The 18,686-nt window shown below is 62.9% G+C and carries 18 protein-coding genes; 7 read left to right on the plus strand and 11 right to left on the minus strand.

All coding sequences use genetic code 11. From position 1 onward, the window contains the following. Positions 1-214 precede the first annotated feature (214 nt). Positions 215-1,108 carry a PA4780 family RIO1-like protein kinase gene (locus tag IB266_RS27655; RefSeq protein ID WP_014336406.1) on the plus strand — a complete coding sequence of 298 codons (894 nt, stop codon included), beginning with the start codon at positions 215-217 and terminating at the stop codon, positions 1,106-1,108. Between the two features lie 253 nt (positions 1,109-1,361). Here IB266_RS27655 and cueR read toward each other — a convergent pair whose 3' ends face one another. From cueR to IB266_RS27670, 3 genes are all read right to left on the minus strand, one after another. After that, complete coding sequence (gene cueR, locus IB266_RS27660; protein WP_060739326.1) at positions 1,362-1,763, minus strand: Cu(I)-responsive transcriptional regulator; 402 nt, start codon at positions 1,761-1,763, stop codon at positions 1,362-1,364. Then, positions 1,760-4,153, minus strand: a complete 2,394-nt coding sequence (locus tag IB266_RS27665; RefSeq protein ID WP_192263683.1) for a heavy metal translocating P-type ATPase — start codon at positions 4,151-4,153, stop codon at positions 1,760-1,762. The genes cueR and IB266_RS27665 overlap by 4 nt, the downstream gene beginning before the upstream one ends. A gap of 223 nt (positions 4,154-4,376) precedes the next feature. Next, on the minus strand, positions 4,377-4,760 hold the full coding sequence (locus tag IB266_RS27670) for a hypothetical protein (protein ID WP_092171257.1): 384 nt from the start codon (positions 4,758-4,760) through the stop codon (positions 4,377-4,379). 148 nt (positions 4,761-4,908) lie between these two features. Between IB266_RS27670 and IB266_RS27675 the strand changes: the two genes are divergently transcribed. Both IB266_RS27675 and IB266_RS27680 read left to right on the plus strand, forming a co-directional pair. Beyond that, positions 4,909-5,106: a heavy-metal-associated domain-containing protein gene (locus IB266_RS27675; protein ID WP_060739323.1), complete on the plus strand. Its 198-nt coding sequence runs from the start codon at positions 4,909-4,911 to the stop codon at positions 5,104-5,106. A 95-nt stretch (positions 5,107-5,201) separates the two neighbouring features. Continuing rightward, positions 5,202-6,404 carry a multidrug effflux MFS transporter gene (locus IB266_RS27680; protein ID WP_192263686.1) on the plus strand — a complete coding sequence of 401 codons (1,203 nt, stop codon included), beginning with the start codon at positions 5,202-5,204 and terminating at the stop codon, positions 6,402-6,404. Position 6,405: 1 nt separating this feature from the next. On the opposite strand, the gene IB266_RS27685 is transcribed toward IB266_RS27680, so the two are convergent. Next, on the minus strand, positions 6,406-6,576 hold the full coding sequence (locus tag IB266_RS27685; RefSeq protein WP_192263687.1) for a hypothetical protein: 171 nt from the start codon (positions 6,574-6,576) through the stop codon (positions 6,406-6,408). A 184-nt stretch (positions 6,577-6,760) separates the two neighbouring features. Beyond that, positions 6,761-7,774, minus strand: coding sequence for a zinc-binding alcohol dehydrogenase family protein (locus tag IB266_RS27690; protein ID WP_192263688.1), 1,014 nt, complete (start codon positions 7,772-7,774; stop codon positions 6,761-6,763). 114 nt (positions 7,775-7,888) lie between these two features. On the opposite strand from IB266_RS27690, the gene IB266_RS27695 reads away from it, so the two are divergent. From IB266_RS27695 to IB266_RS27705, 3 genes are all read left to right on the plus strand, one after another. Continuing rightward, positions 7,889-8,818, plus strand: a complete 930-nt coding sequence (locus IB266_RS27695) for a LysR family transcriptional regulator (RefSeq protein WP_192263689.1) — start codon at positions 7,889-7,891, stop codon at positions 8,816-8,818. Positions 8,819-8,959: 141 nt separating this feature from the next. Next, the gene (locus tag IB266_RS27700) at positions 8,960-9,694 is read left to right on the plus strand and encodes an ArsR/SmtB family transcription factor (RefSeq protein ID WP_192263690.1); all 735 of its coding nucleotides are present in this window, start codon (positions 8,960-8,962) and stop codon (positions 9,692-9,694) included. 114 nt (positions 9,695-9,808) lie between these two features. Continuing rightward, the gene (locus IB266_RS27705; protein ID WP_060739318.1) at positions 9,809-11,191 is read left to right on the plus strand and encodes an MFS transporter; all 1,383 of its coding nucleotides are present in this window, start codon (positions 9,809-9,811) and stop codon (positions 11,189-11,191) included. 60 nt (positions 11,192-11,251) lie between these two features. Here the strand turns inward: IB266_RS27705 and IB266_RS27710 are convergent, their stop codons facing one another. The 3 genes from IB266_RS27710 to IB266_RS27720 form a co-directional block, all read right to left on the minus strand. Beyond that, positions 11,252-12,205 (minus strand): adenosine deaminase, encoded by a 954-nt coding sequence (locus IB266_RS27710; RefSeq protein ID WP_192263691.1) that lies wholly within the window; start codon positions 12,203-12,205, stop codon positions 11,252-11,254. 84 nt (positions 12,206-12,289) lie between these two features. Then, on the minus strand, positions 12,290-13,255 hold the full coding sequence (locus IB266_RS27715) for a 2-oxoglutarate and iron-dependent oxygenase domain-containing protein (RefSeq protein ID WP_060739316.1): 966 nt from the start codon (positions 13,253-13,255) through the stop codon (positions 12,290-12,292). A 146-nt stretch (positions 13,256-13,401) separates the two neighbouring features. After that, positions 13,402-14,484: a BMP family ABC transporter substrate-binding protein gene (locus tag IB266_RS27720; RefSeq protein ID WP_192263692.1), complete on the minus strand. Its 1,083-nt coding sequence runs from the start codon at positions 14,482-14,484 to the stop codon at positions 13,402-13,404. A 292-nt stretch (positions 14,485-14,776) separates the two neighbouring features. Between IB266_RS27720 and IB266_RS27725 the strand changes: the two genes are divergently transcribed. Beyond that, the gene (locus IB266_RS27725; protein ID WP_192263694.1) at positions 14,777-15,868 is read left to right on the plus strand and encodes a calcium:proton antiporter; all 1,092 of its coding nucleotides are present in this window, start codon (positions 14,777-14,779) and stop codon (positions 15,866-15,868) included. 107 nt (positions 15,869-15,975) lie between these two features. Here IB266_RS27725 and IB266_RS27730 read toward each other — a convergent pair whose 3' ends face one another. From IB266_RS27730 to IB266_RS27740, 3 genes are all read right to left on the minus strand, one after another. Beyond that, the gene (locus IB266_RS27730) at positions 15,976-17,334 is read right to left on the minus strand and encodes an 8-oxoguanine deaminase (protein ID WP_192263696.1); all 1,359 of its coding nucleotides are present in this window, start codon (positions 17,332-17,334) and stop codon (positions 15,976-15,978) included. A gap of 246 nt (positions 17,335-17,580) precedes the next feature. Continuing rightward, entirely contained in the window at positions 17,581-18,267 is a 687-nt protein-coding gene (locus tag IB266_RS27735) for an SDR family oxidoreductase (protein ID WP_192263699.1), read from the minus strand. A gap of 25 nt (positions 18,268-18,292) precedes the next feature. Next, positions 18,293-18,643, minus strand: a complete 351-nt coding sequence (locus IB266_RS27740; RefSeq protein ID WP_053118143.1) for a MerR family transcriptional regulator — start codon at positions 18,641-18,643, stop codon at positions 18,293-18,295. Between the last annotated feature and the right edge of the window lie 43 nt (positions 18,644-18,686).

Raw genomic sequence — 18,686 nt, forward strand, 5'->3', positions numbered from 1 at the left:
GTGGACATGACTGTCAGCTCTTGTCGCAAATACCTGGGTATTCAGTTGCCAACGCCAGCGCCGGTCTCGGCTATGATTCGACGCCGTCGATTGATCCGGCACATTGTGTGCATCACAGGTTCATAGGTCGGCAACCCCTCCCCGTGGAGGAAGGATTGCCGTATAACGACTGTCATTCGCGTGTTTGGTAATAAAGGACCCACAATAAAAGCTGATGAAGACTCCAAAACGCATTGAACCCCTGATCGAGGACGGTCTGGTCGACGAGGTGCTGCGCCCACTCATGAGTGGTAAAGAAGCAGCTGTTTATGTGGTGCGCTGCGGCAACGAGCTACGTTGCGCGAAGGTCTACAAGGAGGCGAACAAGCGAAGTTTTCGTCAGGCGGCCGAGTATCAGGAAGGCCGCAAGGTGCGCAACAGCCGTCAGGCCCGGGCCATGGCCAAGGGCTCGAAGTTCGGGCGCAAGGAAACCGAGGACGCCTGGCAGAATGCTGAAGTGGCGGCATTGTTTCGCCTGGCAAGCGCGGGTGTGCGCGTGCCCAAGCCGTACGACTTCCTTGAAGGCGTGCTGCTGATGGAGCTGGTGGCCGACGAGTACGGCGATGCGGCGCCGCGCCTGAACGATGTGGTGCTGGAGCCGGACCAGGCCCGTGAATATCACGCCTATCTGATTTCCCAGATCGTGTTGATGCTGTGTACCGGTCTGGTGCACGGTGACCTGTCGGAGTTCAACGTGCTGCTGACGCCGACGGGGCCGGTGATCATCGACCTGCCGCAAGCCGTGGATGCCGCGGGTAACAACCATGCCTTCAGCATGCTGGAGCGGGACGTGGGCAACATGGCGTCCTACTTCGGCCGGTTTGCCCCGGAACTCAAGCGCACCAAGTACGCGAAGGAAATGTGGGCGCTGTACGAAGCGGGCACCCTGCACCCGGCCAGCGTGCTGACCGGCGAGTTCGACGAGCCGGAAGAACTGGCGGATGTCGGCGGGATCATGCGTGAAATCGAGGCCGCCCGCCTGGATGAAGAACGCCGTCAGGCCGTCCGCGCCGCCGACGATGCCCCACCCGGCAAGACCGAAGAACCACCGCCGCCGTGGATGCAATGATCGGCTGAACAGAAACCCGGCCTATGGCCGGGTTTTTTGTGGGTGCTGCAAAATCTCCTATCCACCGCAGGCCTCCCACATTGGTTTTTGGATGGTCCCGAGATTTAAGTCGCCGTTGATCCCTGTGGGAGCGAGCTTGCTCGCGATAGCGGTGGGGCAGCTTGCATCGTTGTTGAATGTGCCGCCGTCATCGCGAGCAAGTCGCTCCCACCGTTTTGCTTCGGCTGTTCACAGCATTGCTTCTTTGTGGGCATCAGTTCTTGCAACACCCCGACGCCAGTTCCTTGAGGATCGGGCAATCCGGACGGTGGTCGCCGTGGCAGTGCTCTACCAGGTCTTGCAAGGTGTCGCGCAGTTCGGCCAGTTCGCGGATTTTCTGGTTCAGCTCATCGATGTGTTGCCGGGCCAGGGCCTTGACGTCGGCGCTGGCGCGTTGGCGGTCTTGCCAGAGAGTGAGCAATTTGCCGACCTCTTCCAGGGAAAACCCCAAGTCGCGGGAGCGCTTGATGAACGCCAGGGTGTGCAGGTCATCGGCGCCGTAGACCCGGTAGCCGCTGTCGGTGCGATGGGCGGCCTTGAGCAGGCCGATGGATTCGTAATAGCGGATCATCTTCGCGCTCAGGCCGCTCTGGCGGGCCGCTTGGCCGATGTTCATCGCTTGTCCTCCAACTGCTTGGGTGTCCAGAACTTCAACAGTAACGCATTGCTCACCACGCTGACGCTCGACAGGGCCATGGCCGCGCCGGCCAGCACCGGGTTGAGCAAGCCGAACGCCGCCAGGGGGATGCCGATCAAGTTATAGACGAACGCCCAGAACAGATTCTGGCGGATCTTGGCGTAGGTCTTGCGGCTGATGTCCAGCGCCGCCGGTACCAGTCGCGGATCGCCGCGCATGAGGGTGATGCCCGCGGCATGCATCGCCACGTCGGTGCCACCGCCCATGGCGATGCCAATGTCGGCGGCGGCCAGGGCCGGGGCGTCGTTGATGCCGTCGCCGACCATCGCCACCACCGAGTGGCGCTTCAATTGTTGGACGATGGCGGATTTATCCGCTGGCAGTACCTCGGCATGGACATTGGAAATCTCCAGCGCCTGGGCCACCACCCGGGCGCTGCCTTGGTTGTCGCCGGTGAGCAGATGGCTGGCGATGTGCTGTTCATTCAAGGCCTGTACGGCGGCGAGAGCGCCGGGCTTGAGGGTGTCACCGAAGGCGAACAGGCCCAGCACCCGCGGCGTCGCGCCTTGTTCGAGCAGCCAGGACAACGTACGGCCTTCGGCTTCCCAAGCCTGTGCGGATTCGGCCAGCGTTCCGGGGTTCAGGCCCAGTTCGTCCAGCAGACGGCGATTGCCCAGGGCCAGGCGTTGCCCGGCGAGGCTGCCGGCAATGCCGCGTCCGGCCAGGGACTGGCTGTCGCTGACATCCGGCACATACAGGCCGCGCTCGGTGCAGGCGTCCAGTACGGCTTTGGCGAGCGGGTGTTCGCTGCCGCGCTGCAGTGCGCCGGCCATTTTCAGCAGCGCGTCTTCATCACCGTCCAGGGCGGTCAAGTGGGCGATACGCGGGGTGCCGGAGGTCAGGGTGCCGGTCTTGTCGAACACCACGGTCGTGACTTCATGGGCGCGTTCCAGGGCTTCGGCATCCTTGATCAGAATCCCGTGGCGCGCCGCCACGCCGGTGCCAGCCATGATCGCCGTGGGCGTCGCCAGGCCCAGGGCGCAGGGGCAGGCGATCACCAGCACGGCGACGGCGTTGATCAGCGCGGTTTCCAGTGGCGCACCGTACAGCCACCAACCGATGAGCGTCGCCAGGGCCAGTACCAGCACCACCGGTACGAAGACCTGGCTGACTTTATCCACCAGTTTCTGGATCGGTGCCTTGGCGGCCTGGGCGTCTTCCACCAGGCGAATGATGCGCGCCAGGACGGTTTCGGTGCCCAGGGCTTGCGTGCGGACCAGCAACCGGCCTTCGCCATTGATGGCGCCGCCGGTGACCTTGTCCCCGGGCTGCTTGGGCACCGGCAGGCTTTCGCCGCTGATCAGCGCTTCGTCGGCGTGGCTCTGGCCTTCCAGCACTTCGCCGTCCACCGGGAAGCGTTCGCCGGGCTTGACCAGCACCAGGTCATTCAAGCGCAGGGCGCTGATGGCAACGTCCCGCTCCTGGCCATCGATCACCTGGATCGCCCGTTCCGGGCGCAAGGCTTCGAGGGCGCGGATGGCGCTGGCGGTCTGGTGCTTGGCGCGGCTTTCCAGGTATTTACCGAGCAACACCAAGGCGATCACGACGGCCGAAGCCTCGAAATACAAGTGCGGCATGCTGCCGGGACGGGCGATCGCCCATTCATACAGGCTCAAGCCGTAGCCAGCGCTGGTGCCCAGGGCCACCAGCAGGTCCATGTTCCCGGCACCGGCCCGCACGGCCTTGAAGGCGGCGATGTAGAAACGCGCACCGAAGATGAACTGCACCGGCGTCGCCAGGGCGAACTGCACCCAGGCCGGGAGCATCCAATGCACGCCGAACGGCTGCAGCAACATGGGCAGCACCAACGGCACCGACAGCAGAATCGCCAGCACCAGGGACAGGCGTTCACGGTTCAGACGGTTGTTCTGCGTGTCGGCGACCTGCTCGGCCTGCCAGACCGTGGCGTCATAGCCGGCGCGCTTGACCGCATCGATCAGGGTTTGCGCATCCACCTGGCCGAGCAGTTCGAGGTGGGCCCGCTCGTTGGCCAGGTTGACGCTGACGCTGTTCACGCCGTCAACCTTGCCCAAGGCCCGTTCGACCCGGCCGACACAGGAGGCGCAGGTCATGCCTTCGATGTTCAGTTCCAGGGTGTGCACGGGAACGCTATAGCCTGCCTGTTCGACGGCCTGCTTCAAGGCCGGCAGGCTGCCTTCGGGGGCCTGGACACGCGCCAGTTCCGTCGCCAGGTTGACGCTGACGGCGCTGGCACCGGCGACTTTGCTCAAGGCTCGCTCGACCCGCCCGGCGCAGCTGGCGCAGGTCATGCCGGCAATGGGTAGATCGAATGTGGTGGATTCGGACATCGGTCACGCTCCCTGTAGTGAATGACTACAGGATCAACCTTGCCATGCTGGCAAGGTCAAGCGCCAATCCAAAAAGGGCTGCCGCTCCCTAATATGGGATCTGGCTCTGTGGGAGCAAGGCTTGCCCGCGATGAAAGCACTGCAGTCTCTTGAGTGACCGCGGCGCCTGGATCGCGGGCAAGCTTTGCTCCCACAAAGCTTGCCCACCGGGGCAAATGGCGTGTCAGTAACCGAGCCCAGCCTGTTTGAGGTACATACCTTGTTCATTCATGGCGATGCGGAACTTCAAGATGTCACCGGCCTTGAGGGTGATGTTCTGCGACCCTGGCGCGAGCATGCCCGGGTTGCAACCCGGCGCCTGTCCCGGCAGCAATTTCAGGCGCAAGGAAAACTGGCCCGGCGGCAGGTTGAACGAGGTGCTCTGCTCCTGGAACAGCCTGGCCGAGAGTTGATCCTGGATGTAGATGCCGATTTCGCAACTGGTCGCCACTTCCAGGCGCTCGCGGGAAATGATCAACACGCCATAGTCTTCGCCGACGGCCGAGGCCTGGGGCGCCACCGCTGAAAAACCGAGCATGCAAAACAGACTGAACGCTGACCAGCGCATGGCTGAACCTCCGGTGTGAAATCCTTGATGTGTGCAGCTTGGCTGACGGCGATGCCGATTGCCAGCCCGGCAGTTTTTGTCAGAACTTGACCTTGCCATGATGGCAAGCTTGAGACTGGCAGCAACCTCAATCCCAAGGAGTCATCTCATGCAAACATTCAATGTCCAGGGCATGTCCTGCGGTCACTGCGTCAAGGCCATCACCCAGGCTGTCCAGGCCAAGGATCCGGCGGCGGACGTGCAAGTCGACCTGGGTGCCAAGACTGTCCGGGTCCAGAGCTCATTGGCGGCCGATGCCGTGCTCGCGGTCATCAAGGAAGAAGGCTATGAGGTCAGCCCCGCCTGAAGTTTTTTAATCGTTAGCGACCTATCGGAATGTTCAAGAGCGCCCGGCACGGCTAGACTGTCGGGCTGTCGAACGACGCCTGAGCTGGACGCCCGATGAACCTTCGCACCATTCTGATTCTTGGCGCCTTGAGCGCTTTCGGTCCCTTGGCGATCGACTTCTACCTGCCCGCCTTTCCGGCGATGGCCACCGCCTTCGGTACTGACGAAAAACACATCCAGTTGACCCTGGCGGCCTATTTCCTCGGCTTGTCCATCGGGCAACTGGCCTATGGGCCGGTGGCGGATCGCTTCGGGCGGCGCATCCCGCTGCTGACGGGCGTCGGCTTGTTCACCCTGGCGTCCCTGGCCTGCGCCTATGCGCCGAACCTCGAATGGCTGATCGGTGCCCGCTTCGTCCAGGCCTTGGGCGGATGCGCCGGGATGGTGATTTCCCGGGCGGTGGTCAGCGACAAATGCGACGCGGTGGGTTCGGCCAAGGTGTTTTCACAACTGATGCTGGTGATGGGCCTGGCGCCGATTCTCGCGCCGATGCTGGGCGGGTTGTTGGTGAACCTGCATGGCTGGCAGTCAATTTTCATTGCCCTGACCGTGTTCAGTGCGCTGGCGTCGACGGCCGTGGCCCTGTGGCTGCCGGAAAGCCTGCCGGATCATGTCCCTCGGCAACCCTTGTCGGGCGCCTTGCGCCAGTACGGCCGGTTATTGACCGACGCGGTTTACCTCGGCCATGCGCTGACGGGGGGCATCGCTATCGCCGGGATGTTTGCCTACATCGCCGGTTCGCCTTTCGTCTTCATCAAGCTCTACGGTGTCCCGGCCGAACATTTCGGTTGGCTATTCGGCACCAACGCGGCGGGTTTCATCCTGGTCGCCCAGGTCAACGCCCGGCTGCTGTCCAAGCGCGGCCCGGCGTTCCTGCTGAGCCGCGCGGTATGGGTCTACCTGGGCGCGGGGCTGAGCCTGCTGGCCGTCAGTTCATTGCAACCTGCGCAATTGTGGCCGCTGCTGGTTCCACTGTTTATCTGTATCGCCAGCCTGGGTTGCATCCTGCCCAATGCCTCGGCCTGCGCCATGAACGGGCAGGGCGCCCGCGCCGGCAGTGCTTCGGCGATGCTGGGATGCCTGCAGTTTTCCGTCGCCGCCGGGGCAGCCGCGTTGGTGGCGGCGCTGCATAACGGCACCGCCGTGCCAATGGCGCTGGTCATCAGCCTTTGCGGGCTGTTGGTGGTGGGCGCGGCGATGCTGACTCGTCGCCTGCAAAATGCCCGGGCATTGGCCCAGGCCAGTCGCGAGGGCTGACTCAGCCGGCCGCGCGCTGCTGCTGTTCGGGAAAACGATGGGGCGCGAGGATCCGCGCTTGCAAGGTTGTGGCGAATGCCTGGGCTTCGGCCTCGGTACGGAAGGTGACGACGTGCTGGTCAAGACGCACTTGCCATTGGGATTTTGCCACTTCTTTTATCAGGATCTTCATTGCTGACCTCCTCACGAAAAGATTACGTTGCAAAGGCCTCGAGTGTAGACCCGAATACGATCGGAGTTGTGACAACGGTCAATTCTCGGACTGACGGTGCAGTCCCAGATCAATGCAACACCCGTGGCGAGGGAGCAAGCTCCCTCGCCACGGGTGAAGTATTTCAAGCTGCCGTTCGCTGCGGTCAGAAGCCTTCAAGCACAATCTTGCCCTTGGACTGGCCGCTTTCCAGCAAGGCATGGGCCCGGCGCAGGTTCTCGGCGTTGATGGTGCCGAAATGCTCGCCCACTGTGGTCTTCAGTGTACCGGCGTCGATCAGCGCGGCCACGCGGTTGAGCAGTTTGTGTTGTTCAAGCATGTCGGCCGTTTCGAACAGCGAGCGGGTGTACATGAATTCCCAATGCAACGACAGGCTCTTGCGCTTGAGCTTGGTCACGTCCAGCGCCTTGGGATCGTCGATCAGCGCCAGTTTGCCCTGGGGGGCGAGGGCTTCGACCAGTTGGTCCAGGTGCTGGTCGGTCTGGGTCAAGCTGGCGACGTGAGTCACCTGGGGCTGGCCTGCTTCCTTCAATGCTTCGCTCAAGGGGCGGCTGTGGTCGATCACCAGGTCGGCACCCAGGTTGCGCACCCATTCCTGGGTTTGCGCGCGGGACGCGGTGCCAATCACCTTCAGTCCGGTGAGTTGGCTGGCCAGTTGCGTCAGGATTGACCCCACGCCGCCGGCGGCACCGACGATCAACAGGCTCTGGCCCTGGTTGTCCTGGCCTTCCTGGATGTGCAGGCGCTCGAACAACAATTCCCAGGCGGTGATGGCCGTCAATGGCAGCGCTGCCGAGTCGGCGAAACCGAGGGTCTTGGGCATGTGGCCGACAATGCGTTCATCCACTACGTGCAATTCGCTGTTGCCACCGGCCCGGGCGATGGAACCGGCGTAGAACACCTTGTCCCCGGTTTTGAACAGCGTGACTTCGCTGCCCACCGCCTTGACCACGCCGGCCACGTCCCAGCCCAGCACCTTGGCGACGCCATCTTCGGGCTGGACGTTCTGGCGGACCTTGGTGTCCACCGGGTTGACCGAAATGGCCTTGACCTCCACCAGCAGGTCCCGGGGACCGGCGACCGGTTCCGGCAGCTCGATGTCCTGGAGCGATTGTGGGTCGGTGATGGGTAGCGAGTGGTAGTAGGCAATGGCTTTCATGAAGCGGCTCCGTGAGGTGAGTTTCGATGAAGTCCATGTTTAGCTATTTATAGTCGAGATAAAACCGGCTAAAACAACAGGCTCTTTCAATACTTTTTTGATAATGGGCGCGTGATGCTTCGCTTCGATGACTTGCAATTGTTTGTCCGGGCAGCAGACCTGGGCAGTCTTTCGGCCGCGGCCAGGGTCATGGACCTGTCGGCGGCGGTGGCCAGTGCCGCGTTGAAACGGATCGAGCAGCACCTCGGCGCCCGGCTGCTGGCCCGCTCCACCCGCAGCTTGCGCCTGACGGCCGAAGGCGAGGGTTTTCTCGAATATGCCCGGGCCGCCTTGAGCAGCCTTGACGAAGGCCGGCGGTTGTTGACCAGCGGCCAGGACCAGGTCAGCGGGGTGTTGCAGTTGTCCGCGCCGTCGGACCTGGGACGCAACCTGCTGTTGCCCTGGCTGGATGCGTTCCAGCGCGAGCATCCCGGGCTGACGGTGCGACTGCTACTGGGCGATCGCATCGCCGACCTGTTCAAGCAGCCGGTGGACATCGCCCTGCGTTATGGCGAGCCGGAAGATTCGAGCCTGGTGGCCTTGCCTGTCGCCCCGGACAACCATCGAGTGCTGTGCGCGTCACCGGATTATCTGGCTCGCCAGGGCGAACCTCATCAACTGGAACAACTGGCCCAACACAACTGCCTGTTGTACATGCTGGGCAGCCGGGTCCATGACCGATGGGCTTTTCATGACGGCAAGCGGGAGGTGAGCCTCACCGTCAGTGGCGACCGTTTCAGTGACGACGCCGACGTGGTGCGCCGCTGGGCGGTGGCGGGGGCCGGGATCGCCTATAAATCGTGGCTGGATGTGTCCACTGACGTGCTGGCCGGGCGTTTGAAAATCCTCTTGCCGCACCTGCAATGCGAACGCGCGCCCCTCAATCTGCTGTGTGCCCACCGGGCGCAATTGAGCAAACCGATCAAACTTCTGCGGGACATGCTCCAGGCTCGCTGCGGTGAGTTGACGACTCGATTTCCACTCCCGACGGGGGCCGGCCATTAGTCGCGCGCAAATAGAGACTTTTCCCTCATGAACAATCGCCTCCAAAGGTTTCCGGAGGACAGGAAAGCTCGATCGTCGCGCTTATACTAACGACCGCCTGCGCCAGAGCAGTAGACGAATGATTCAACAGGGAGTGAATACATGGAACATGCACCTTGCATCAGCCAGATCGCCACGCTGCTGGCTGACCCCAAGCGCAGCGCAATGATGTGGGCCTTGATGGACGGCACGGCCCGCCAGGCCGAAGAGCTGGCGTTGCTCGCCGGGTTGTCGCCGTCCTCGGCCAATGCGCATCTGGGACGCTTGTCCGCCGGCGGCCTGTTGAAAGTCGAAGCCCGGGGTCGCAAGCGGTTTTTCCGCCTGGCCGCGCCTGAAATCGGCGCGGCCGTCGAAGCGCTGGCCAGCGCGACCCTGGTCAGTACGCCCCGGCAGATTCCGGATGTCTTCAAGCGCCGGGCCATGCCGACCAAAGCCCCGTCGGCCCCCGCTTCGTTGATGCGGGCCAGGCTGTGCGACGATCACTTGGGGGGAACCCTGGCGGCCGATCTCTACCAGCGCCTGCTCGACGCAGGATGGATCGAGCAGTTCGAACAACGGGTGATCGTCACGCACAAGGGCGCCAATCAACTGGCCGAGCGTGGGCTGTTCATCCAGGCCCTGGCCCATCGCAACGCCCGTGTCGCCTGCCCTTGCCCGGACTGGAGCGAGCGTCGTCCGCATCTGGGTGGCGCGCTGGGGGCGGCGTTGCTGCAACTGTTCATGCAGTCGGGTTGGCTGACTTTGCCCAACGATTCGCGGGCCTTGCAGGTGACGACGCTCGGCCAGCAGGAAATCCACCGGTTCGCCCGGCAGGATGCCGTAGAGATGGCGTTCTAGGGAACTCGCCTGGCGCGTCGCTCAAGGCTGTCGACAGGTCGTATTCAGCAATAGCCGCCTGCAAGGTTCGCGCACACTCGGTCCGGGGGATTTTCGGATTGGGGAGGCAGCAGCATGGACACTCACGGTTACAGCGCGGCGGAACGCCTGGAGCGGTTGCCCATCAGCGGGTATCACCGGGTGATTTTCATCATCATCGCCCTGGCGTTTTTCTTCGACTCCATGGACCTGGCGATGATGACGTTCCTGCTGGGCTCGATCAAAGCCGAGTTCGGCCTGAGCACTGCCCAGGCCGGTCTGCTCGCCAGCTCCAGCTTCTTCGGCATGGTGCTGGGTGCGTCGCTGTCGGGCATGCTGGCCGATCGTTTCGGGCGCAAGCCGGTGTTCCAGTGGAGCATCGTGTTGTGGGGCATCGCCAGTTACCTGTGCTCCACCGCCCAGGACGTCGAGACCTTGACGCTGTTTCGTATCCTGCTGGGGATCGGCATGGGCATGGAGTTTCCGATTGCCCAGTCGATGCTCTCGGAGTTGATCCCGGCCAAGCGTCGAGGGCGCTACATCGCCTTGATGGACGGCTTCTGGCCGCTGGGTTTCGTGGCGGCGGGGGTGCTGTCGTATTTTCTGCTGCCGGTGATCGGCTGGCGCGACATCTTCCTGGTGCTGGCGGTGCCGGCGGTGTTTGTCCTGGCGATTCGCTTCTTCATTCCCGAGTCGCCGCGCTGGCTGGAGCAGGCCGGTCGGGGGGACGAAGCGGACGCGGTGCTCAAGCGAATCGAAGACAAGGTCCGGGCCTCACTGGGACGGCGTGAGCTGCCGGAGCCGATCCGCCTGCCGAGGGTCGAGAGCACACCGGGCAATTTCTTTTCGGCCCTGGCGCAGATTTGGTCGCCGCTGTATCGCCAGCGCACGATGATGATCTGGAGCGTCTGGTTCTTTGCCTTGCTCGGTTTTTATGGCCTGACGTCCTGGCTCAGCGCGTTGTTGCAGCAGTCGGGGTTCGCCGTGACTCAGTCGGTGTATTACACCGTGCTGATTTCCCTGGGCGGGATTCCCGGCTTCCTGATGGCGGCCTGGCTGGTGGAGCGTTGGGGGCGCAAGCCGGTGTGCATCATCACCTTGCTGGGCGGCGGGGTGATGGCGTTTCTGTATGGGCAGAGCGCGGTGTTTGGCGGCAACGTCGGCCTGTTGATCGGCACCGGGTTGCTGATGCAGTTTTTCCTGTTTGGCATGTGGGCGGTGCTCTACACCTACACGCCGGAGCTGTACCCAACCTCGGCGCGGGCCACGGGTTCGGGCTTTGCTTCGGCGGTGGGGCGTATCGGTTCGCTGCTCGGCCCGCTGGTGACCGGCCTGGTGTTTCCCATCACCGGCCAGGGCGGTGTATTCGCCCTGGGTGCGTTGTGCTTCGCCGTGGCGGCGGGAGTGGTCTGGGTGTTCGGGATGGAAACCCGGGGCAAGACGCTGGAGGAGTTGAGCGAAGCGACCGCTGCCGACTAAACACTACCCCCCCCCTGTGGGAGCGGGCAAGCCCGCTCCCACAGGGAATGATCGTGACGCCTAAGGTTTTACTAGCCGCGCATCCAGGCTGTTCTGTGCCAGGCACTTGGCCTGGTCCTGGGTCATGCCCAGGTGGGTGTGCAGGGCGTGGAAGTTTTCGGTGACGTAGCCGCCGAAGTAGGCCGGGTCATCGGAGTTCACCGTCACCTTCACACCGCGTTCGAGCATGTCGAGGATGTTGTGCTGCGACATGTCGTCGAACACGCACAGCTTGGTGTTGGACAGTGGGCATACGGTCAATGGAATCTGCTCGTCGATGATCCGCTGCATCAGTCGCTCATCTTCGATGGCTCGCACGCCATGGTCGATACGCTGGATCTTCAGCAGATCCAGGGCTTCCCAGATGTACTCGGGCGGGCCCTCTTCGCCGGCGTGGGCGACGGTCAGGAAGCCTTCGTTGCGCGCGCGGTCGAAGACTCGCTGGAACTTGCTCGGTGGATGGCCCATCTCCGAACTGTCCAGGCCCACGGCTACGAAGGCCTCGCGGAACGGCAGCGCCTGGTCGAGGGTTTTCTCGGCTTGTTCTTCACTCAGGTGGCGCAGGAAACTCAGGATCAGGCCGCTGGTGATGCCCAGTTGCTGCTCACCGTCCTTGAGGGCGGCGGCGATGCCGTTGAGCACCACTTCGAACGGGATGCCACGGTCTGTGTGGGTTTGCGGGTCGAAGAACGGTTCGGTGTGGATCACGTTCTGCGCCTTGCAGCGCAACAGGTAGGCCCAGGTCAGGTCGTAGAAATCCTGGGAGGTGCGCAGCACATCGGCACCCTGGTAATACAGGTCGAGGAATTCCTGGAGGTTGTTGAAGGCATAGGCCTTGCGCAGGGTGTCGACGTCGTTCCATGGCAGAGCGATCTTGTTGCGTTCGGCCAGGGCGAACAGCAGCTCGGGTTCCAGGGAGCCTTCCAGGTGCAGGTGCAGTTCAGCCTTGGGCAGGGCGTTCAGCCAGTCGTACATGGTCTTTTCTCATCAGCGAAGCGATGGCGGGCATTCTACAGGGGGCTGGCCGCCCTGTCGGGTAAAACCTGACCGGCTGATCCACTACACGGCGTGGGGCTCCCGTCGGTAAGCATAGGTGTCGGCGAAGCGCGAGAGCAGGAATTCGGCGCAGGTGGTGGTCGGGTACTTTGGCGGGTGGGCGTCATCCTGGCAACCGGGCAGGCATTGGATCAGCGTATCGGGGTGCGGCTCGGCAAAGAATGGCATCGAATAACGGTCCACTCCCAGCGGGCTGATCACCCGATGCGGCGTGGACAGGTAACGGTCGTTACTCCAGCGCGCCATCATGTCGCCGAGGTTGACCACGAAGGTACCGTCGATAGGCGGCGCGTCGATCCACAGGCCGTTGACGTTGCGCACTTGCAGGCCGCCGGCGGCGTCCTGGTAGAGCAGGGTGATGCAACCGTAATCGGTATGAGCGCCGGCACCTTGCTGTTCGGCGCAACTGGCGGCATCGCGGGGTGGGTAATGGATCAGGCGCAGCACGCTCACCGGCTCGTTGAAGCGCGTATCGAAAAAGTCCCGTTCGATGCCCAGGGCCAGGGTCATTGCCCGCAGCAGGGTTTGCGCAAGCGCCTGCATGTCACGGTAATGCTGCTCCATCAGGGTTGCCCAACCGCTCAGGTCGGGGTGTCGGTTGGGGCCGCGCAGGGGTTTTTCCGCCAGCACCTCGGGGTGATCGGCCGGCAAATGCAGGCCCATGTCGAAGGTTTCCTTCAGGTCGCTGGGCTTGGTCGGGTCCAGTTGTTCTGTGGCGACGGCGCCGTAGCCGCGATGGTGACGGGTCTGGGTGATGTCGATCTTGAGCTTTTCTTCGACGGGCAGGGCGAAGAAGCGCTGAGCATTGCCCAGCACCTCGGCGATGCGCGCCGGGCTGATGGGGTGGCCCTTGATGTAGAAAAAGCCCCACTGGCGGCAGGCGCGGTCGATTTGCCCGGCGACGGCTTGCCAGGCGTCGGGTTCATCGCCGTAGAGCGGGCTGATGTCGATGATGGGCAGGCTGTTCATGCGGCTGTCCTGAAATGGAATAGAGGCCCCATTGTGGGAGCGGGCTTGCTCGCGAAGACGGCGGTACATTCAGCATCAATGTTGACTGATGCTCCGCCTTCGCGAGCAAGCCCGCTCCCACATGGGATTGATGTTGGGCTTGAAGGCTATTTGGGAATCTCGGCCTTCATGCCTTCGACGTAATAATTCATCGACGCCAGTTCCGCGTTGGTGGCGCTCGCGCCCGCGGGGATTTTCTCGACGCCGGCCTGGTCCTTGATCGGGCCGGTGAACGGGTGGAAGGCGCCGCTCTCGATGTCGGCGATGATCTGCTCGGCTTCGCCCTTGACTGCTGCCGGCACGAGGTCGCTGATCGGCAGTTTTACCGTGCCTTCCTTCAGGCCGCCCCAGTAATCCTGGGATTTCCAGTTGTGGTCGAGCACGCTCTGGGTCGCCTGGATGTAATGCGGGCCCCAGTCGTTGACGATGGATGTCAGTACCGCCTTGGGACCGAAGTGGGCCATGTCCGAAGCGTAGCCCACCGCATAGACGCCACGTCGTTCGGCGGCCTGGATCGGCGCCGGGCTGTCGGTGTGCTGGAACACCACGTCCACGCCCTGGTCGATCAGCGCGTTGGCGGCGTCGGCTTCCTTGCCCGGATCGAACCAGGAGTTGACCCACACCACCTTGATCTCGGTACCGGGGTTGTATTTGTTCAGGGCCAGTTGGATGGCGTTGATGTCGCGGATGACTTCCGGGATCGGGAAGGAGGCGACGTAGCCGATCTTCTTGGTCTTGGTCATCTTGGCCGCGAGGAAACCGCCGACGTAGCGGCCTTCGTAGGTGCGGGCCAGGTACGTGCCCAGGTTCTTGTCCTGCTTGTAGCCGGTGGCGTGTTCGAAGATCACCTTGGGGAACTGCTTGGCGACTTTCAGCGTCGGGTTCATGTAGCCGAAGGAGGTGGTGAAGATCAGGTCGTATTTGTCCTTGGCCATGTTGCGGATCACCCGCTCGGCGTCGGCCCCCTCCGGTACGTTTTCTACGTAGTTGGTGGTGATCCTGTCGCCGAATTTCGCCGCCAGCTCCTTGCGCCCTTGCTCATGCTGATAGGTCCAGCCGTGGTCGCCGATCGGGCCGATGTAGACGAAGCCGACCTTCAGCGGGTCGGCGGCACTGGCATTCAGGCCGGCGCCCAGGCCGACGGCTGCGACGACGGCGCAAAGCAACTTCTTCAAGGGGCGTTTGTGCATGAACTCGAACTCCATTTTGTTGTGAGGTTGGCTGTACAGCACCAATGCAAAATGCTGACCAACAAGACAACAAATGTTCGACGTCTTGATGCCGCCATCGCGGGCAAGCCTTGCTCCCACAGGCATCGCGGCGCACTTGTGGGAGCAAGGCTTGCCCGCGATGAGGCCCTTGAGAACAATAAAGGTGCGCCCTGCCTGCAAACGCCACCCCCTGGTGCATCACACCGAACGAAACGTTCGCCGCCCCCTACAGTCAGTAACTCATGACCCCGCTCACAGTGACAGGCCCGCGATGCTCACGCTGATCAAGCAAGAAAAACTGCTGTTGCTGGCGCTGGTCGCCGCCTGTATGGCCTATCCGCTAGAGCACTGGTTGCTGGGCAGCGGGCAAGGGGTCGCGTTGATCGGCGGTCTGGTGCTGATCGGTTTCATCGTCGCCGCCTCCATGCGCGTGGCCCATCACGCCGAGCTGTTGGCGGAAAAGGTCGGTGATCCCTACGGCACGATGATCCTGACCCTGTCGGCGGTGCTGGTGGAAGTGGTGATCCTGGCGATCATGATGAGCAACGAAGCGTCGTCGACGTTGGTGCGGGACACGATCTACTCGGCGGTGATGCTCGACATCAACGGCATCCTCGGGCTGGCGGCGCTGATGGGCGGGATCAAGCATGGCGAGCAGGTCTACAACGACGATTCGGCGCGCACCTACAGCGTGATGATTCTCACGGCCATGGGCGTGTCGATGGTGGTGCCGGAGTTCATTCCCCAGCAGAACTGGAAAATGTATTCGGCATTTACTATCGGCGCGATGATCGTGCTGTACACCCTGTTCCTGCGCATGCAGGTCGGGCCCCACAGTTACTTCTTCAGCTACAGCTACCCGGAAAAACGCCGCAAGACAGAGCCGGTGGAAAACGAGCCGAAACCCATCAGCCTGACGTTTTCCATCGGTGCCCTGGTGTTTGGCGTGGTGGTGATCGGCGCCCTCGCCGAAGTCATGTCCAAGGCCATCGACCTGGGGCTGGAAGGCTCGGGCGCGCCGCCGGTGGTCACGGCGATCCTGGTGGCCGCGATTTCCGCCGCACCGGAAATCCTCACCGCCTTGCGCGCCGCCCTGGCGAACCGCATGCAGTCGGTGGTGAACATTGCATTGGGCGCTTCGCTGTCCACGGTGATCCTCACCGTGCCGGTGATGGAGGCCATGGCCCTCTACACCGGCCAGCCCTTCCAGATGGCCATGACCCCGGTGCAGACGGTGATGATCTTCATCACCCTGATCGTTAGCGCGATCAACCTCAATGATGGTGAAACCAATGCCATCGAAGGCATGACCCACTTTGTGTTGTTTGCGACGTTTATCATGTTGTCCTTGCTGGGCCTCTAGAAGAGCATTGCGGGCAAGCCTTGCTCCCACAGTGAATGGCGGGTGTTTATGAGGGCAGTCTTGCCGCGAGACCTGTGGGAGCAAGGCTTGCCCGCGATGGCGTCCGGTCAGGCGCCGGCGATCAATTCCCGCGCCGCCTGGCTGTGATCGGCAATCAGCCCCTTCAAGTCCAACCCCTCGACCTGCCCGTCGATCACTCGCCATTGCCCACCGATCATCACCCGATCCGCCCGGTCCGCACCGCACAGCAGCAGGGCCGAGATCGGGTCGTGGCTGCCGGAGAAACGCAGCTCATCGAGCTTGAACAGCGCCAGGTCGGCCTGCTTGCCCACGGCCAGTTCGCCGATATCGCTGCGCCCAAGCAGTTGCGCCGAGCCCCGGGTCGCCCAGCCCAGTACGCGTTCTGGCGTGATCGCTTGAGCGCCGTAGCGCAGGCGCTGGATGTACAGCGCCTGGCGGGTTTCGAGGATCATGTTCGAGGCATCGTTGGACGCCGAACCGTCTACCCCCAGGCCCACGGGAGCGCCGGCGGCGGTGAGCTCCAGGGTCGGGCAGATGCCCGAGGCCAGGCGCATGTTGGAACTGGGGCAATGGCAAATGCCGGTGCCGGCGGCGCCGAGACGAGCGATTTCATCCGGGTTGAAATGAATGCCGTGGGCCAGCCAGGTACGGGGGCCGAGCCAGCCGACGCTGTCCAGGTAATCCACGGTGCGCAGGCCGAAGCGTTGCAGGCAAAAGTCCTCTTCATCGAGGGTCTCGGCCAGGTGCGTGTGCAGGCGTACATCGAGTCGCTCCGCCAGCTCGGCGCTGGCTTGCATGATCTCGGGCGTGACCGAAAACGGTGAGCAGGGCGCCAGGGCAATCTGGATCCGGGCGCCGTCACCGCGCTCGTGGTACTCGGCGATCAAGCGCTGGCTGTCGGCGAGAATCACCTCGCCCTGCTGCACGGTCTGCTGCGGCGGCAAGCCTCCGTCGGCCTCGCCCAGGCTCATGGAACCGCGGGTCAGCATCGCGCGCATGCCCAGCTCACGGACACTTTGCACTTGCACGTCGATGGCCTGTTCCAGGCCTTGGGGAAACAGGTAATGGTGGTCGGCCGCCGTGGTGCAGCCCGACAGCAGCAATTCGGCCAAGGCCACTTTGCTCGCCAGGGCGAGTTTTTCCGGGGTCAGCCGCGCCCACACCGGATAGAGGGTCTTCAGCCACGGGAACAACGGCTGGTTCACCACCGGCGCCCAGGCGCGGGTCAGGGTCTGGTAGAAGTGATGATGGGTGTTGATCAACCCCGGCAGGATCACATGTTCGCGCGCGTCGAAGATGTGGTCGCAGGGCTGGGCGGGTTGTTGGCCGGCGCTCAGCAGTTCGACGATCACACCGTCCTGCAGGACGAGACCGCCACGGGCATCGAGGTCGTTGGCGGTGAAAATGGCCAGGGGATTTTTTAACCAGGTACGGGTCGCAGGCATGGTGGCCGGCTCCTCTGAAAGTGGGTTCAGGTTAGCCAGCTCAGTGATGCCCTGTCTGCTGATCCAGGGTCGCCCGTTGGGTGGGCGAGGGTGGAGTTTACTCAGGTTGCCGGGCGCAGATCCAGTGTCAGGCCGAGAACCCTGTGGGAGCGAGCTTGCTCGCGATAGCGGTAGATCAGTCGACATCCATGTTGGATGTGAGGCCGTCATCGCGAGCAAGCTCGCTCCCACAGAGGAAAGATGGGGTTACCAGGGAATCGTTTCGCCCTTGTAGTTGACGAAGTGATGCCCACCCTTGCCGGCGAAGGCATTGACCTGGTCGATCAACCCGCGGGTGCTGGTCTCGACATCGATGTCCGCCCCTTCACCGCCCATGTCGGTCTTGACCCAACCCGGGTGCAGCGACAGCACGGTCAATGCCTGCTCGCCCAGTTGGCTGACGAAGCTGTTGGTCATGGAGTTGAGCGCCGCCTTGCTGGCCTTGTACAGCGCCAGTTCCGGCGCGTCGGGCATGGTCACGCTGCCCAGCACCGAGCTCATGAACGCCAGCACGCCGCTGCCGTCGCGGATCTGGCCGACGAAGCGCTGGGCCAGGTTGATCGGTGCCACGGCGTTGGTGAAGAACAGTTGGCCGACTTCCGCCAGCGTCGCGCCGCCTGGGTTCTGGTTGTCCGGGCCTTTGACGCCGGCATTGACGAACAGCAGGTCGAAGGTCTCGCCCTTGAGCTGCTGGCTCAGGGTGATGACGGCTTGCTGGTCGTCCATGTCGAGTTTTTCAATGCGCACCGGGCCCAGCGCCTTCAAAGCTTCTGCGTTCTGCGGGTTGCGCACGGTGGCGGTCACGTTCCAGCCGTCGCTGAGCAGCGTCTTCACCAGACCGAGGCCCAGGCCCCGGGAGGCGCCGATGATCAATGCGTTTCTTGCCGAAGTCATGAGGGGCATCCTTGAAAGAAAAAGGTCACGGGTTTAATGGACAACGTTGCCCGAGCCGTTGTTTCAGCTCGTGGCGCAACGCGTCGAGTTCGGTCATGCGGGTTTCGATCAGGTTCAGTTTGTCTTGCAGCAATTGCGTTACCGCGCAGTCGGGGTCGGGAGCGTTCCACAGGGCGGCGACGCTGGCGCCGATCTCGCCCAGGGTAAAGCCCAGGCGCTGGGCGGTCTTGATATAGAGCACCAGTTGGACCACGTCGGCGGGGTAGTCGCGATAGCCATTGGCACTGCGCGTTGCCGCGATCAGGCCCCGCTGTTCGTAGAAGCGCAACGTGTCTCGACTGACGGCGCAGGCTTGGGCTAATTCACCGATACGCATGAACAACTCCGGAGGGCTTGACCTTGGAGCATACCCCAGGCTT

This window comes from Pseudomonas sp. Pdm06 (assembly GCF_014851795.1).
Lineage (GTDB): Bacteria > Pseudomonadota > Gammaproteobacteria > Pseudomonadales > Pseudomonadaceae > Aquipseudomonas > Aquipseudomonas fluorescens_AA.